This window comes from Collinsella sp. An271 (assembly GCF_002159695.1).
Classification (GTDB): Bacteria; Actinomycetota; Coriobacteriia; order Coriobacteriales; family Coriobacteriaceae; genus Collinsella; species Collinsella ihumii.
Window position 1 is genome coordinate 97,299 of the sequence record NZ_NFJE01000009.1, and the last position, 14,256, is coordinate 111,554.

Annotated in this window: 15 protein-coding genes; 4 read left to right on the top strand and 11 right to left on the bottom strand. The window is 64.2% G+C overall.

What is annotated here, in order from left to right; all coding sequences use genetic code 11:
* Positions 1-18 precede the first annotated feature (18 nt).
* Both B5F74_RS08970 and B5F74_RS08975 read right to left on the bottom strand, forming a co-directional pair.
* Entirely contained in the window at positions 19-483 is a 465-nt protein-coding gene (locus B5F74_RS08970; RefSeq protein WP_087201762.1) for a flavodoxin, read from the bottom strand.
* Between the two features lie 106 nt (positions 484-589).
* Positions 590-1,765 (bottom strand): iron-containing alcohol dehydrogenase, encoded by a 1,176-nt coding sequence (locus B5F74_RS08975; protein ID WP_087201764.1) that lies wholly within the window; start codon positions 1,763-1,765, stop codon positions 590-592.
* A gap of 179 nt (positions 1,766-1,944) precedes the next feature.
* On the opposite strand from B5F74_RS08975, the gene B5F74_RS08980 reads away from it, so the two are divergent.
* Both B5F74_RS08980 and B5F74_RS08985 read left to right on the top strand, forming a co-directional pair.
* Positions 1,945-2,580, top strand: a complete 636-nt coding sequence (locus B5F74_RS08980; RefSeq protein WP_087201767.1) for a TetR family transcriptional regulator — start codon at positions 1,945-1,947, stop codon at positions 2,578-2,580.
* 70 nt (positions 2,581-2,650) lie between these two features.
* Positions 2,651-3,523, top strand: a complete 873-nt coding sequence (locus B5F74_RS08985; protein ID WP_087201769.1) for a LysR family transcriptional regulator — start codon at positions 2,651-2,653, stop codon at positions 3,521-3,523.
* Positions 3,524-3,605: 82 nt separating this feature from the next.
* Here the strand turns inward: B5F74_RS08985 and B5F74_RS08990 are convergent, their stop codons facing one another.
* The 4 genes from B5F74_RS08990 to dnaK all read right to left on the bottom strand — a co-directional run bounded on the left by B5F74_RS08990 (position 3,606) and on the right by dnaK (position 7,870).
* A complete protein-coding gene (locus B5F74_RS08990; protein ID WP_066831464.1) occupies positions 3,606-4,019 on the bottom strand; it encodes a helix-turn-helix transcriptional regulator in 414 nt (137 codons plus the stop codon).
* Between the two features lie 62 nt (positions 4,020-4,081).
* Complete coding sequence (locus tag B5F74_RS08995) at positions 4,082-5,038, bottom strand: DnaJ C-terminal domain-containing protein (RefSeq protein ID WP_066831461.1); 957 nt, start codon at positions 5,036-5,038, stop codon at positions 4,082-4,084.
* Positions 5,039-5,141: 103 nt separating this feature from the next.
* The gene (locus tag B5F74_RS09000; protein ID WP_087201771.1) at positions 5,142-5,969 is read right to left on the bottom strand and encodes a nucleotide exchange factor GrpE; all 828 of its coding nucleotides are present in this window, start codon (positions 5,967-5,969) and stop codon (positions 5,142-5,144) included.
* A 2-nt stretch (positions 5,970-5,971) separates the two neighbouring features.
* A complete protein-coding gene (dnaK, locus tag B5F74_RS09005; RefSeq protein WP_087201772.1) occupies positions 5,972-7,870 on the bottom strand; it encodes a molecular chaperone DnaK in 1,899 nt (632 codons plus the stop codon).
* Positions 7,871-8,627: 757 nt separating this feature from the next.
* Here dnaK and B5F74_RS09010 point away from each other — a divergent pair.
* Positions 8,628-8,810, top strand: coding sequence for a 4Fe-4S binding protein (locus tag B5F74_RS09010; RefSeq protein WP_066831455.1), 183 nt, complete (start codon positions 8,628-8,630; stop codon positions 8,808-8,810).
* 65 nt (positions 8,811-8,875) lie between these two features.
* Here the strand turns inward: B5F74_RS09010 and B5F74_RS09015 are convergent, their stop codons facing one another.
* The 5 genes from B5F74_RS09015 to B5F74_RS09035 form a co-directional block, all read right to left on the bottom strand.
* Positions 8,876-9,421: a transcription repressor NadR gene (locus tag B5F74_RS09015; protein ID WP_087201774.1), complete on the bottom strand. Its 546-nt coding sequence runs from the start codon at positions 9,419-9,421 to the stop codon at positions 8,876-8,878.
* A gap of 28 nt (positions 9,422-9,449) precedes the next feature.
* Entirely contained in the window at positions 9,450-10,307 is an 858-nt protein-coding gene (gene nadC, locus B5F74_RS09020) for a carboxylating nicotinate-nucleotide diphosphorylase (protein ID WP_087201776.1), read from the bottom strand.
* Positions 10,308-10,319: 12 nt separating this feature from the next.
* Entirely contained in the window at positions 10,320-11,723 is a 1,404-nt protein-coding gene (locus tag B5F74_RS09025; RefSeq protein ID WP_239283441.1) for an FAD-binding protein, read from the bottom strand.
* Between the two features lie 2 nt (positions 11,724-11,725).
* Positions 11,726-12,658, bottom strand: a complete 933-nt coding sequence (gene nadA, locus B5F74_RS09030) for a quinolinate synthase NadA (protein WP_204212530.1) — start codon at positions 12,656-12,658, stop codon at positions 11,726-11,728.
* A 385-nt stretch (positions 12,659-13,043) separates the two neighbouring features.
* Positions 13,044-13,604: a hypothetical protein gene (locus B5F74_RS09035; RefSeq protein WP_087201778.1), complete on the bottom strand. Its 561-nt coding sequence runs from the start codon at positions 13,602-13,604 to the stop codon at positions 13,044-13,046.
* Positions 13,605-13,775: 171 nt separating this feature from the next.
* Here B5F74_RS09035 and trxA point away from each other — a divergent pair, with 171 nt between their 5' ends.
* A complete protein-coding gene (gene trxA, locus B5F74_RS09040) occupies positions 13,776-14,096 on the top strand; it encodes a thioredoxin (RefSeq protein WP_066831435.1) in 321 nt (106 codons plus the stop codon).
* Positions 14,097-14,256: the final 160 nt, after the last annotated feature.

Sequence of the window (14,256 nt, forward strand, 5' to 3'; positions counted from 1 at the left end):
GACTGTCAAGAGACCTGCCTACACCTGCGCTGCGGCCCAAGCGGCGATATCGCCGCCGTTGAGCAGACGGCCGAGCTTCCACGTAGCCGAAGGGCAGCGCTCGGCAAGGCTCTTCTCGGCACCGGAGATGCCGCTGCCGCCCGAGGTGGCGAAGGGGATCATCGTCTTACCCACAAAATCGTACGCATCCAAGAAGGTGTCGACGATGCGCGGCTCCACATACCACCAGACGGGGAAGCCCACGAACACCGTGTCGTAGGAGGCCATATCCGCAACACCTGTCGCAATCGCGGGCCGGCTCGCAGGATCGTTCATCTCCACCGAGCTGCGACTACCCTTGTCGCGCCAGTCCAAATCGGCCGCCGTATAGGGCTCCGCGGGTTCGATTTGGTACAGGTCGGCGCCCGTCGCCTCCGCGACCTTGCGTGCCACGCGCTCCGTCACCCCGCTCGCCGAGAAATATGCCACCAGTGTCTTCGCCATGATCTTCTCTCCCCTCCATCGCATAGGCCGCCCGCACCGTCGGGCTCCCCTGCCGTTACTGAGCGTGACCCGCATACGGGCCACGATGTCATCACATTCGATAGACCTACAGGCTCTCGCGGAAGATGCGGATAATCTCGTCGCGCGTGAGGACGTGGTAGCCGCCCTGCATGACCAGCGTGCTGTCCGCAAGGCCCTCGATCATGTCCTCGGTGGCGCCGAGCTCGGAGATGCTCATCACGCAGCCGATCTCGCGCATCCACGCCTCCATGGCGTCCAGGCCGGCCGCAGCGAGCTCCTCGTCGCTTTTGCCCTCGGGCGACACACCCCATACGTTCGTCGCGAAGCGCGCGAACTTGGCCACCCCGTAGGGCATGATCAGGCGGTAGTACGGCAGCGCGACGGCGGCAAGGGTCATGCCGTGCGTGGCGTCGGTGTGCGCGCCCACCGCCTGGCCGAGCATGTGGACCTCCCAGTCCGTGGTCTTGCCGCACGCGACGAGCGTGTTGAGCGCCCACGTGGCGCACCACATGATGTTCGAGCGCGCCTCGTAGTCATGCGGGTTCTTCACGGCAGCGCGGCTCGCATGGATGAGCGAGCGCATGAGGCCTTCAGACAGGTAGTCGCTCGTGCTGTCGTCGGTACCCGAGAAATACTGCTCGGTGATGTGGTTCATGATGTCGAAGATGCCCGCCACCATCTGATAGGTCGGCAGGGTGTACGTGAACTCCGGGTTCAGCACGGCGAACTTGGGAAACACGTCGGAATTGGCGAAGACGTGCCCGACCTTCATCTTGGTCTCGTGGTTGGTGATAACCGACCCGCAGTTCATCTCGGAGCCGGTGCCGACCATGGTGAGCACCGAGCCGACGGGCACGACATCACAGGTCGGTTCCTCGAAGTCGACCCAGTACTTCTGCCACGGGTCGACGTCTTCGGGCAGATTCACCGACACCGCGACGCCCTTGGCATAGTCGATGCACGAACCGCCGCCCACCGCGAGGATGAAGTCGACATGGTTGTCGCGCGCGATCTTGATGCCCTCGTTCAGCTTCTCGACCGTAGGGTTGGGCATGACGCCGGCGTCCTCCACCACCGTCTTGCCCGCAGCCTCAAGGGCTTTGACAACCTGGTCGTAGATTCCGTTCTTCTTGATGGAGCCACCGCCGTAGACGAGCTGGACCACCGGGCCGTAGGCGCGCAGCTCGTCGGTGAGCATGTTCATGGCGTCCGTGCCGAAGATGAGCTTGACGGGGTTGTGGAACGTGAAATTACCAAGCATGGCGAACCCTTCCGTCGATGAAACCAAAGCAACACGCTGTTGCTGATTGGCTCAACTATAACTAACGTTGTGTTTCTTATTTTCATAATGACACAACGTCACGTTATTTCCATAGGAGAGAAGGAGTCATTTTGTTGCGTATGGTATAGTTCTGAACAAACGTGTTACAGGAGACGACCATGGGATCATTTGTGCGCGCGAGAAGCGACGAACAGAAGGCGCAGCGATTTGCGGAAATCAAGGCGGCGGCGAAGCGCCAGTTCGCGCAGCGCCCCTATCACGAAATCACGCTGACCACCATTGCCGAGGAGCTCGACTGGTCGCGAGCCAACATCTATAAGTACGCGAGCACCAAAGAGGAGATCTTCCTCGCGCTCGACGCCGACGAATGTCACGCGTACTTTCAAGCGCTGCTCGCCGCGCTTCCGGAAGGATGCGGCTTTGGCGCCGACATCGTAGCCGAGATATGGGCGGGCATCGCCAGCGCCCACCAGGACTATTTCCGCCTCGGCGAGATCCTGGCGGGCATCATCGAGATCAACGTGAGCCTCGAGCGGCTTGTCGCGTTCAAGCGCGGCTACTATGCCGACATGAGCGCATTCGCCGACCGGCTTGCCAGCATCCTCGAGCTCGACCGCGCGCACATGGAGGACCTCATCACCACCGTCTACTTCCACGGCGTCGGATACGTGAGCGTCTGCTTCCGAAGCCCCCTCATGGCGGCGGCCCTTGCCGAACTGGGCATCGAGCGCCATGAGGTCGACTTCCAGCGCACCATGCGCGACTTCATCGCCATGTGCCTCGCGGCGCGGTAGCGCGCACCTTCGCACCAGCTCGGCCGACGCGCCCCGATGCCGGCAGGACCGCAACGAACGAAAGGGCCCCATGGAACTTCGCCCGCTCCAGTATTTCTTGATGATCGCCCGCGAAGGCACTATTTCGGGCGCCGCGACCGTGCTGCACATCTCGCAGCCGTCGCTATCGCGCCAGATGCAGGAGCTCGAGCACGAGCTCGGCTGCAAGCTGTTCGAACGCGGCAGCCGCCGTATCGAGCTCACCGAGGCCGGCATGCGGCTGCGCCGTCGCGCTGAGGAGATCGTCGATCTGGTCGGGCGCACGGAGGCCGAGTTCCTCATATCGGCCGACACGCTTGCCGGCGAGGTGCGCATCGGCGGCGGCGAGACGCAGGCCATGGGGCTTGTCGCCGACGCGGTCGCGGAACTGCAGGAGACCTATCCTCTTTTGCGTTTTTCCCTCTACAGCGGCAACGCCGAGGATGTCAGTGAGCGGCTGGATACCGGCCGGCTCGACTTCGGCGTCTTCATCGGGCACACCGATCTGTCGCGCTACGAGGTCATCGAGCTTCCCGCACAAGACACCTGGGGCGTTTTCATGCGTGCCGACGACCCGCTGGCGCAAAAGCGCGCGATACGCGCAGAGGATCTCATCGACCGACCGCTCATATTCTCACGACAGGCGAGCCGCGAGATGCGCAGCTGGTTCAAGCATGATTTTGCCGAACTGGATATCGTGGCGACCTACAACCTGCTTTTCAATGCCGCCCTGCTGGCAAGGCGCGGCGTGGGCTACGTCGTGAGCCTCGAGGGCATCGTCGACATCTCTCCCGACAGCGGCCTGGCATTCAGGCCGCTCGAACCGGCCATTCACGCTGAAGTCACCATCGCATGGAAGCGCTACCAGGAGTTCTCGCCGGCAGCCAGCGTTTTTCTGGATAAGATTCGGGAGCTGTGGGGATAACTGAAATTCTAGGGACAGTCCCTAAAATTTCATTCCGATGGTGAAATTTCAGGGACTGTCCCTAGAATTTCAGGCAACGCACCTACAGGTCGCCGCCTCCGAGCAGGCCGCGAAGAACCTGATGCGGATCGGCCGACCCGTCTCGCGGGGCGAGCGCGGTGATCTTCTTCTGCATCTTGAACTCGTGGACCTCTTCCTCGAGCTCGCGCACGCGGGCGCGGAGCTTCTCCATCTCGCGCTCGCGCTCCTCCGCGCGCTCCTTCATGTCGAGGATGCGCACCACGCCGGCGAGGTTGATGCCCTCGTCGGTCAGCTGGTTGATGAGCTCCAGGCGCTCGATGTCCGCGCGCGAATACAGGCGCGTGTTGCCGCCCGAGCGCTGCGGATTCACCAGCCCCTTGGACTCGTATACGCGCAGGGTCTGGGGATGCATGCCCGTGAGCTCTGCGGCAACCGAAATCATATAGAGCGGTTTATTGCGTGCATCATCAGCCATATCAATCCCCAGACCTTCATGCACCGGAAGGGCGCGCGGCCCTTCCGGTGCCGGATAATCACCTACATCTTAGCGCGGTAGCGGTTCACGTCCGCGCGATAATCGCGCCGGTCGGCGTCGCGCAGCTTCTCGAGCGCGGACTTCTCGTCTCCCGACAGGCTCGTCGGCACCTGAACGGCGACCTTGACCAGCAGCGCGCCCGTGCGGCCGCGATGCTTCACATCGGGTGCACCCATGTCCTTGAAGCGGAACGTCTTGCCGCTTTGCGTGCCCGCCGGCACCTTGAGGCGCACGGTGGCACCGCCGGGCGTCGGCACGTCCACGGCGCAACCGAGCGCGGCCTCGTAGACCGAGATCGGCAGCTCCATGGTGACATCGGCTCCCTTGCGCTTGAACAGCGGGTGCTCGGCGACATTGGTGGTGACCACCAGGTCGCCGCGCTCGCCGCCGTTGACGCCGTACTCGCCGCGCCGCTTATAGCGCAGCTTGCCACCATCGACCGCTCCGGCGGGGACGCTGACCGTGATGGTCTGCTGCTCGCCGGTCGAGGGGATTCGATACGTCACCTTGTGCGTGACGCCGCGGAACGCATCCTCTGCCGACACATCGACCGAAAGCGACAGGTCGCTGCCCTTGCGCGGCCGGTTCGCAGCGCGCGAGCCGGCGCCACCCATCCCGCCGAAGTTCGACGCCCAGTCCGAACCGAACGCCCCGTCTCCGTTGAAGATGCTGCTGAAGATATCGCTCCAACCGCCGGCGCCGGCGCCGCCGGAGTAGGCGTAACCGCCTCCACCGGCGCCCGGAATGCCGCCGAACATCAGCATCTGGTCATACTCTTTGCGCTTCTTGGGATCCGAGAGCGTCTCATACGCCTCGGAGATCTCCTTGAACTTCGCCTCGTCGCCGCCCGCGTCGGGATGGTACTTCTGCGCGAGCTTGCGGAACGCCTTTTTGATCTCTTGGTCGGAGGCGTTCTTCTGGACCCCCAACACATCATAGAAATTCTTGCCCTGCGGCATGGTACGCCCCCTCCTTTCTGCCTGCGCGCCGCACGATGCGCGGCGCACACGTCCCTCTCATGAATAAGGGCCCCGGAGCTTGGCGCCCCGGAGCCCTTGAGTCTTACTCCTCGGTCCCCTCAGAGGCTTCGCCCTCTGGCGCTTGCTCCGCCTCCTCGGCAGGCCTCTTGGCGCCACCATAGGTCACCGTGACCATGGCGGAACGCAGGATGCGGTCCCCCATGCGGTAGCCTTTCTGATACACGTCGTTGACCGTCTCGTCGTACTGGTCGGCGTCCTCGACGCGTCCGACCGCCTGGTGCTCAAGCGGGTTGAACGGCTCGCCCTTGGGATCGATCGTCTCGACCCCTTCGTGCTCGAACACGCCCATCAGCTTGCTGTGCACTGCGTCGACGCCGTCCACGAACTGCTTGAAGTCGTCGGCGAGCTCCTGGGAGCGCGCATGGGCGATCGCTCGCTCGATGTCATCGACGACCGGCAGCAGGGCGGTCACGAGCTTCTCGGTCGCGCGGGCTTGCTCGGCCAGGCGCTCGGCGGCCGTGCGGCGGCGGTAGTTCTCCCAATCCGCCTGCAGGCGCGTGGCGCGGTCGACGGCGTCGGCGGCCTTCGTCTCGGCGGCCTCCTTCGCCTCGCCGGCGGCATCGAGCTCAGCGCGAACCTCGGCAAGCTCGGCGGAAACCTGCTCGTACTTCACCTTGAAGTCGTCGTTGGCGGCCTCTTCGCCTGCCCGGATTGCGGCCTCCACCATCTCCTCTTCAGTCATGGCGGGCACCTCCTCCTGCTCGACTGGCTGCTCGTTCTCAGCGGTCTCGGTCTCGACAGCCTCCGTTGCCTCGTCGGCTGCCTCTACGGGAATCTTCACGTCCTTCTCCTCAGCATCCGCGGAGGCGGCAGCGGCGGCCGCCTCCGTGTGGTCATTGCGGGCGGACATGATTACTTGTCCTCGTCGACAACCTCGTAGTCGGCATCGACGACATCGTCGTCAGCGCCGGCAGCAGAGCCGGTGTTGCCGCCCTCGGTCGCCTGCTGGGCGTCGGCGTAGACGATCTGCGCGAGCTCGTAGGCGACGGACTGCAGGTTGTCGCCAGCGGTCTTGATGGCGTCCACATCGGAGCCCTCGAGCGCCTTCTTCGCCTCGGCGATGGCGTTCTCCGCCTTGGACTTGAGGTCGGCGTTGACCTTGTCGCCCAGGTCGGAGAGGGTCTGCTCGGTGGAGTACGCGAGCGAGTCGGTCTGGTTGCGGACCTCGACCTCCTCCTTCTGCTTCTTGTCCTCCTCGGCATGGGCCTCGGCGTCCTTCACCATGCGGTCGACTTCCTCGTCGGACAGCGCCGTGGAGCCGGAGATGGTGATCTGCTGCTCCTTGCCGGTGCCCTTGTCCTTGGCGGAGACCTTCACGATGCCGTTGGCGTCGATGTCGAAGGTGACCTCGATCTGAGGCACGCCGCGACGGGCCGCGGGGATACCGGTCAGCTGGAACTTGCCCAGGCTCTTGTTGTCGCGAGCCAGCTCGCGCTCGCCCTGCAGGACGTTGATCTCGACGCTCGTCTGGTTGTCGGCGGCGGTGGAGTAGATCTCGGTCTTGGAGGTCGGGATCGTGGTGTTGCGGTCGATCATCTTGGTCATGATGCCGCCCATGGTCTCGACGCCGAGCGAAAGCGGGGTCACGTCCAGCAGCAGGATGTCGGACGGGCCGTCACCGGACAGGATCGCGCCCTGGACGGCGGCGCCGCAGGCGACGACCTCGTCGGGGTTCACGGACATGTTGGGCTGCTTGCCGGTCATGTTCTTGACAAGATCCTGGACGGCGGGCATACGGGTGGATCCGCCGACGAGGATGACCTCGGTCAGGTCGGAGAGCTTGAGGTTGGCGTCGCGCAGCGCGTTGGTGACGGGCTGCTTGCAGCGCTCGAGCAGGTCGTGCGTGATGCGCTCGAACTCGGCGCGGGTCAGCGTGTAGTCGAGGTGCTTGGGGCCGGTGGCGTCAGCGGTGATGAACGGCAGGTTGATGGTGGCCTGCTGGGCGGCGGAGAGCTCCTTCTTGGCGTTCTCTGCGGCCTCCTTCAGGCGCTGCAGGGCCATGGGGTCCTTACGAAGGTCGATGCCGTTGTCGGACTGGAACTTGTCGGCCAGCCAGTCGATGACGCGCTGATCCCAGTCGTCGCCGCCCAGGTGGTTGTCACCGGACGTGGACAGGACCTCGAACACGCCGTCGGCGAGGTCCAAGATGGAGACGTCGAACGTGCCGCCGCCCAGGTCGAAGACGAGGATGCGCTGGTCGGTGCCCTGCTTGTCGAGACCGTAGGCGAGCGCGGCCGCGGTCGGCTCGTTCACGATGCGCTTGACGTTCAGGCCGGCGATCCTGCCCGCGTCCTTGGTGGCCTGGCGCTGGGAGTCGTTGAAGTAGGCCGGGACGGTGATGACGGCGTCGGTGACGGTCTCGCCCAGGTACTTCTCCGCGTCGGTCTTCATCTTCTGGAGGATCATGGCGCTGACCTGCTCGGGCGTGTAGTCCTCGCCGTCGATGTGGGCGACGGCGCGGCCGCCCTGGCCCTCCTTGACCTCGTACGGGACGGTCTTGATCTCAGAGCCGACCTCGGAGTACTTGCGGCCCATGAAGCGCTTGATGGAGAACACGGTGTTCTTCGGGTTGGTGACCGCCTGGTTCTTAGCGGCCTTGCCCACGACGCGGTCGCCGTCGGCGCGGAAGCCCACGACGGACGGAGTGGTGCGGTCGCCCTCGGCGTTCACGATGATGGTGGGGTCGCCGCCCTCGAACACCGCCATGGCGGAGTTGGTAGTACCAAGGTCGATACCAAGAATCTTGCTCATGATATATCCCTCTTCTTTCCCTTTACGTGCCGGGTGGCTCGGACCTCGGCCCGGCGCCACGCGTTTTTCGTTCGACCATACTATATCCCCTTATAGGCCCACTTATACAAAATCTAAGTCATTCCATATAAGATTTTCTAAAAAAGCTGGAGAAGGGGCGCTCCTCGCCCTTCACGGACGCAAAAACCGCGCCGGGCGCCCGCAGTCTCCGCCCTCGTGCTGCCCCGGCCGCGCCCCTCTTCCGGACGAATGTGGCTAGAAATTTCTATTTTGCTGTAGCGGCACCGCTCAATCGGGCCCGAAACCCGCTGTCGACGCCGCGCATCCCCCTGTCGAGGCCGTATTCGAGGCGCCTGAGACCATGGCGACGGTATCGTAGGCGGTCGATACCGACATTACGATCAAGGCGGACGTCCTTATCCGAGCTGGTCTACAGCAGAATCGAAATTTCTAGCCACTTTCCCCGGAAGGGCGGCACCCGGGGACCCCTCAACCGCAATGGAGGGGAGGACGGCGCCGTTGGGCTGCGCCGATGCAGCCTGAGCGCGCAGGTGCCCGGCACGGACCGTAAGGTGCGAAAGCAATCGATCGGCGCTTTCTTCAGTCAACCGAAGTTGACTCGGCGAACGGTATGTAAATCACTCGCTCAAGGGTTGCAATGATGCCCCCACGTGGTATGTTAAGCGCAGCAAAACTCGGCGCGCATTCGCCTGTGTCGCCGGGTGCACGTTGTGTATCGCACAGAGAGGATACGACCATGGCCAAGCCTATCATTGATGCTGACGAGTGCATCGCCTGCGGCGTTTGCGTTGACTCCTGCCCCCAGGGCGTTCTCGAGCTCAACGACGTTGCTACCGTGACCGACGAGGATTCCTGCGTTGCCTGCGGCGCTTGCCAGGAGGCCTGCCCCGCCGGCGCCATCACCGAGATCGAGGAGTAACTTCTCCGCTCGTCTGATCGCATCAGCGAACGCAAAAGCCCGGTTCTTCGCGAACCGGGCTTTTTTCATGCCACGACTTCCTTTTCGTAGGGGAGCACTTCCGCGAGATAGCCCTTGGCGGCCAAGGCCGCCTCGATCTCGTCGAGCTCCTCCTCGCTGTCCGCGGCGATGCGATGGAAGTGGTAGCCGCTCGTCACCGTCATCAGCGGGAAGCTCTTGCCCGATCTGATCCCCTCGAGATAGCGCTCCACGTCCCGACGGTTGCGCACGTCCAGATCGGCCGTGATCGTGCCGTACACGCGGTGGTTCACCATGACGTTGAGGGCGGTTCCGCCCAGATCGACGATGGTGTCGAGCTCGTCTTCGAGCTGCTCGAGCGTGTGGTGCACCTTCACGAGGCGCGTGGGCACCGCGTGCTCCCCCGCGTCCCGCAGCACATATCCGCGGTTCGTGGCCACGATGTCGCGCCCGTCGGCGCGCAGCAGGGCGATGTCTTGCACCACCACCTGCCGGCTCACGCCCACCGCCTGCGCGAGCGCGCGACCGGATACGGGGCCGTCCGCCTCGTGAAGCGCCCTGACGATCGCATCTCTTCGCTCGGCTCCGGTCATGGATGCTCCTTTCGCAACGTGCGCCGCCCTACTCGTCAAGCATACGCAAATGCTTGAGCGACAGGTCGAGAATCGGGGCGGAATGCGTGAGGGCGCCCGACGAGATGTAATCCACGCCCAGGTCGGCAAGCGCGCGGATGTTGCCCGCGTCGACGTTGCCCGACACCTCGGTGCGCGCCCGGCCACCGATCAGCGCGATCGCCTCGGCCATCGCCTCGTGCGTCATGTTGTCGAGCATGATGATGTCCGCCCCGGCCTCCACGGCCGCGCGCACCATGTCGAGATCCTCGCATTCGACCTCGACGGTGCAGGTGAACGAGGCGTGCTGCCGCGCCGCGCGCACCGCCGCATCGACGCCTCCGGCGGCGTCGATGTGGTTGTCCTTCAGCATGACGGCCGTCGAGAGGTTGTAGCGGTGGTTGAAGCCGCCGCCGAGCGCAACCGCCTCCTTCTCGAAGATGCGCATGCCCGGCGTCGTCTTGCGCGTGTCGACCAGCTTGGTCGACGTCCCCTCCAGCGCTCGGACCATCCGGCGCGTGTAGGTGGCGATGCCGCTCATGCGCTGAAGATAGTTCAGCGCGACCCGCTCGCCCGACAGCAGCACGCGCGCATCCCCTCGCACGTGGGCGAGCAGCTGGCCGCGCGCCACCTCGTCGCCGTCGCTCACGTACCGCTCGACCCGCACGTCCTCATCGAGCAGGGTGAAGGTCCGCTCGAACACGTCGAGTCCCGCGATGACGCCATCCGCTTTGGCGATCAGCTGGACCTCGGCGGGGCGCGCATTCGGGCACACGGACGCCGTGCTCACGTCCTCGAACGTGATGTCCTCGCGCAACGCCTGCATGATCAGCTCGTCGGCGTGCAGGCGCATGGTGATAGGGTTCATGGCCGTCTCCTTTCATCGCGCGGTCGCGGGTGCGTCCGTGCACATCGTGCATATCTCATCGATCGAGGCCCCGTCGATCCCGCAGCTCCGGTGCCGTCCGTCAAGAGGCGGCTCGCCGATCTCGCGCGGCTGCAGGCTGCTTCCGTGCACCATGTGATACGCGGCGCGGCGCGCGAACACGAGCGCCTCGAGCAGACTGTTGCTCGCCAGGCGGTTTTTGCCGTGCACGCCCGTGCAGCTCGTCTCGCCCACCGCATAGAGCCCCGGCACGCAGGTCGCGGAATCGCGATCCACATGGATGCCGCCCATGAAGTAGTGCTGCGCTGGCACGACGGGTATCGGCTCGCGGCAGATATCGTACCCCCGCTCGAGGCAGTGCTCGTAGATGTGCGAGAAATGGGTCCTGATGACCTCTGGGGCCACGCGCTCGAACGACAGGCGGACGAACGGCGCTCCGTCTTCCTCCATCTGCCGGTAGATGGCCTCGGACACCACGTCGCGCGGCTGCAGCTCATCGCAGAAGCGCTCGCCGGCGGCGTTCAGCAAGATGGCGCCCTCGCCGCGACAGGACTCGGAGATCAAAAACGCCCGCTCGCGCACCCCGTTCCCCACGTAGAGGCTGGTCGGGTGAATCTGGACGTAATCCATGTGCTCCAGCTCGGCACCATGCACCGCCGCGATGTCGCACGCATCGCCCGTGAGCTGGGGGTAGTTGGTCGAGCGCTCGTAGAGCCCGCCGATGCCGCCGCACGCGAGCACGCATGCCCGCGACGCGATGGAAAAGCGCGGACCGGCATCGCCCGCGCGCCCCGACGCGAGGTCCGTCGCCCGCGCCGTCGAATCCCGCTCGTCAACATGGCAGGCGACAACGCCTGCGCACCCGGCCTTCTCGCCCGAGACCTCCTTGGTGTCGATCAGGTCGACCATGGCCGTATGCTCGAAGATCCGCACGTTGGGCAGCGCGCGCACCCGAGCGAGCAGCTTGGTCGTGATCTCCTTGCCCGTGATGTCGGCGTGGTAGCAGATGCGCGGGCGGCTGTGCGCGCCCTCGCGCGTGAACGCGAGCCCGCCCGTCTCGTCACGCTCGAACTCCACGCCGCAGGCCACAAGGTCGTTGATGACGTCACGGCTGTCGCGAATCATGAGGGATACGCTCTCGCGCCGATTCTCGTAGTGCCCCGCCCGAAGCGTGTCCTCAACATACGCATCGTAATCGGCCGAATCGGGAAGCACGCAGATGCCTCCCTGGGCGAGCATGGAATCGCACTCCTCGATCGCGCCTTTGGACAGCATGACGATATCCATGGAGCTCGGCAGCGAAAGCGCCGTGTAGAGCCCGGCGACACCGCAGCCGACGATCACGACGTCGCAGCTCATATCCGATGCGTACGCCGCGCTTGCCTCTTCATCGACCATGGCTACCTCCCCGCATAGGCGAGCATGCGCTCGAGAGCCGCCCTGGCGCGCTCCGATGCATCGCCGTCAGCCATGCGCACCTCGCCCGTCATATCCTGCAGGCACGAGGCGACCTTCGCTAGCGAGACCTTCGCCATCTCGGGGCACTCGGAGTCCTGCACGAACAGGAAGCGCCTCGAGGCGCCGCACCGACGCTCGAGCTCCGACGCGACCCCCTCCATCGTGACCACGATGTACTCCGGCGCATCGTGGGTCGCCGCGTACTCGATGATCTCCGCTGTCGATCCGATGCAATCCGCCAATGCGAGCACGCGCTCGGTGCATTCAGGGTGGGCGAGCACGGGCGCCCCAGGATGCTCGCGCTTGAGCCGCTCGACCTCTTGCGCCGTAATGGCCGCGTGGAACGGGCAGCAGCCGTCATTGAGTATGACGTGCTTCTCCGGGACCTGCTGGGCCACGTAGCGCCCCAGGTTCCGATCGGGAACGAACAGGATGTGGTGCTGCGGCATCGCGCGCACCACGGACACCGCGTTGGACGACGTGACGCACACGTCGCTTAGGCTCTTGGCCTCCGCGGTCGAGTTCACATAGCAGACGACGGCGAGGTCGTCTCCGTATTCCGCTCGGGCGGCGTCAACCGTCTTCTTATCGATCATATGGGCCATGGGGCAATCGGCCCCAGGGTCGGGCATCAAGACGGTCTTTTCGGGATTGAGCAGCTTCATGCTTTCGCCCATGAACTCGACGCCCGCGACCACCAGCACACGGTTCGGTAGACTGACGGCAAGCTTGGCCAGGGCAAACGAATCCCCCACGTAATCTGCGACCGCCTGCACCTCGGGTGCGACGTAGTAATGCGCGAGCAGCACCGCGTCCCGTTCCTGTTTGAGACGCTCAATGCGCGCCGCCATCTCGGCGGCCTGCGTGCCAAACATATCGACTCCCCTCAACTTCGACTATGTCTGGCCTGCGAGTATGACACGAGTCTTTACAGCTGACAAGACAGCTGTAAAGACTCAGAAAAACCGCACCATCCCCACCGAATGCAAATCGGGGACGTACCTTTCGCGTGCACTTTTGCAAATCGGGGACACCCCTTCGGCGCGCGCTTCTGCACGGGCCCCTGCCGGGTCGTCGCTGCCCCGCGTTCATTCATGAATAAATACGGGGGTTATTCTTTCCTTACCTGCGAAAACGTGAAATCTGCTCCTCTACGTTCATGAATTAGTGTCGAGCCTGGCAGCAACGGTGGTGCGGGTTGAAACGAACACGTCCCCAAACAACGAGGGCCTCCGCATCAGCGGCGGGCCAACGCGCAGGTTAATACGGAGCCCCCGCGGGAGGAAGCTGTTTGATATACGCCCACATGCGCTGCTTCTCCCGTTTGTCGGACAGGGCCGCCTCGAAACCATCGAGCGCGAGCACCCTGCGGCCCAGCACATGGGCGACAAGGCCGGGCTTGAGCATCGCCGTGTCGAAGTCCTCGATGACCGCCAGCGCGTCGGCATACGCCTCGCGCATCGCGTCCGCCGCCACGTCGTCCAGCAGGAGAACGGCCTCGGGGTCGAGGGCCTCCAACGCCTCGCGGAACACCTCTGTTGCCAACGGATCGCCCTCGGGTGAAGATGCCGTGCAGGACAGCCCGCAAAAATCTTCCGGAGCATATCCGATGGCACCCAGCGCAGAGCGCAAGGCGGCCCCGTCAGCGCCCGCAAGCAGCTCCCCGCCCGCACGCTCCGCGTCGTTCAGATCGCCTTTCACCAGCACGATGGGAGAGAATGCGTTGCCCGTCATGCGCACGCCCCGCCCCTGAAGCGCCTCGAGCTCCTGCTTAGTCGCCTGGACGAAAGCGTTTTTCCGCTCTGTTGTGGATATGCGCATGGGGCCTCCTTCTGCCGAGTATCCAGCATCATACCGCGGGCCGAAGACAGCGGTGCTCGGGCATGCAGAACAAATCCATGCCGCCGTGTGCATCGCATGCCGACAACTGGGTATAACCCAGAGCGTATCGAACATTTCCGCACCTAGATGCGTTATCGCATAGGAGGAACCATGGCAAAGATTCACGAGGTCACTCCCCAGAATTTTAACGATCTGCTCACGTCTGACATGCCCGTCCTGATCGACTTCTGGGCACCGTGGTGCGGTCCCTGCCGCACGCTCTCCCCCATCGTCGACGAGCTCGCAGACGAGCTGTCCGACAAGCTCGTCGTCGCCAAGTGCAACGTCGACGAGAACCAGGACATCGCCATGAAGTACGGCGTCATGTCCATTCCGACCCTTGTCATGCTCAAGTCTGGCAACGAGGCCATGCGCACGGTCGGCGCCATGCCCAAGGCCAGGCTCGCGGCAGAGATCGAGAAGGCGCTGTAAGATCGCTTTTTTCTTTCCTTCCTTCCCTTTCCTGACAGCGTCCTTCCCTCACCAGGCGGCGGCTCGCGCATATCGCGCGAGCCGCCGCCTTTTTCGACCCTGTCGACCGCGAACGGGCAACACGGGAGCAATTAATCGGCGATCCCCTAGAAAAAGGGGC

Bases quoted from the DNA above. Each gene is read 5' to 3' on its own strand.
- B5F74_RS09000 (WP_087201771.1), bottom strand. From the start codon at position 5,969: ATGTCCGCCCGCAATGACCACACGGAGGCGGCCGCCGCTGCCGCCTCC.
- B5F74_RS09015 (WP_087201774.1), bottom strand. From the start codon at position 9,421: ATGACCGGAGCCGAGCGAAGAGATGCGATCGTCAGGGCGCTTCACGAG.
- B5F74_RS08985 (WP_087201769.1), top strand. From the start codon at position 2,651: ATGGAACTTCGCCCGCTCCAGTATTTCTTGATGATCGCCCGCGAAGGC.
- B5F74_RS08970 (WP_087201762.1), bottom strand. From the start codon at position 483: ATGGCGAAGACACTGGTGGCATATTTCTCGGCGAGCGGGGTGACGGAG.
- B5F74_RS08990 (WP_066831464.1), bottom strand. From the start codon at position 4,019: ATGGCTGATGATGCACGCAATAAACCGCTCTATATGATTTCGGTTGCC.
- B5F74_RS09010 (WP_066831455.1), top strand. From the start codon at position 8,628: ATGGCCAAGCCTATCATTGATGCTGACGAGTGCATCGCCTGCGGCGTT.
- B5F74_RS09035 (WP_087201778.1), bottom strand. From the start codon at position 13,604: ATGCGCATATCCACAACAGAGCGGAAAAACGCTTTCGTCCAGGCGACT.
- B5F74_RS08980 (WP_087201767.1), top strand. From the start codon at position 1,945: ATGGGATCATTTGTGCGCGCGAGAAGCGACGAACAGAAGGCGCAGCGA.
- trxA (WP_066831435.1), top strand. From the start codon at position 13,776: ATGGCAAAGATTCACGAGGTCACTCCCCAGAATTTTAACGATCTGCTC.
- nadC (WP_087201776.1), bottom strand. From the start codon at position 10,307: ATGAACCCTATCACCATGCGCCTGCACGCCGACGAGCTGATCATGCAG.
- B5F74_RS08995 (WP_066831461.1), bottom strand. From the start codon at position 5,038: ATGCCGCAGGGCAAGAATTTCTATGATGTGTTGGGGGTCCAGAAGAAC.
- dnaK (WP_087201772.1), bottom strand. From the start codon at position 7,870: ATGAGCAAGATTCTTGGTATCGACCTTGGTACTACCAACTCCGCCATG.
- nadA (WP_204212530.1), bottom strand. From the start codon at position 12,658: ATGTTTGGCACGCAGGCCGCCGAGATGGCGGCGCGCATTGAGCGTCTC.
- B5F74_RS08975 (WP_087201764.1), bottom strand. From the start codon at position 1,765: ATGCTTGGTAATTTCACGTTCCACAACCCCGTCAAGCTCATCTTCGGC.
- B5F74_RS09025 (WP_239283441.1), bottom strand. From the start codon at position 11,723: ATGGTCGATGAAGAGGCAAGCGCGGCGTACGCATCGGATATGAGCTGC.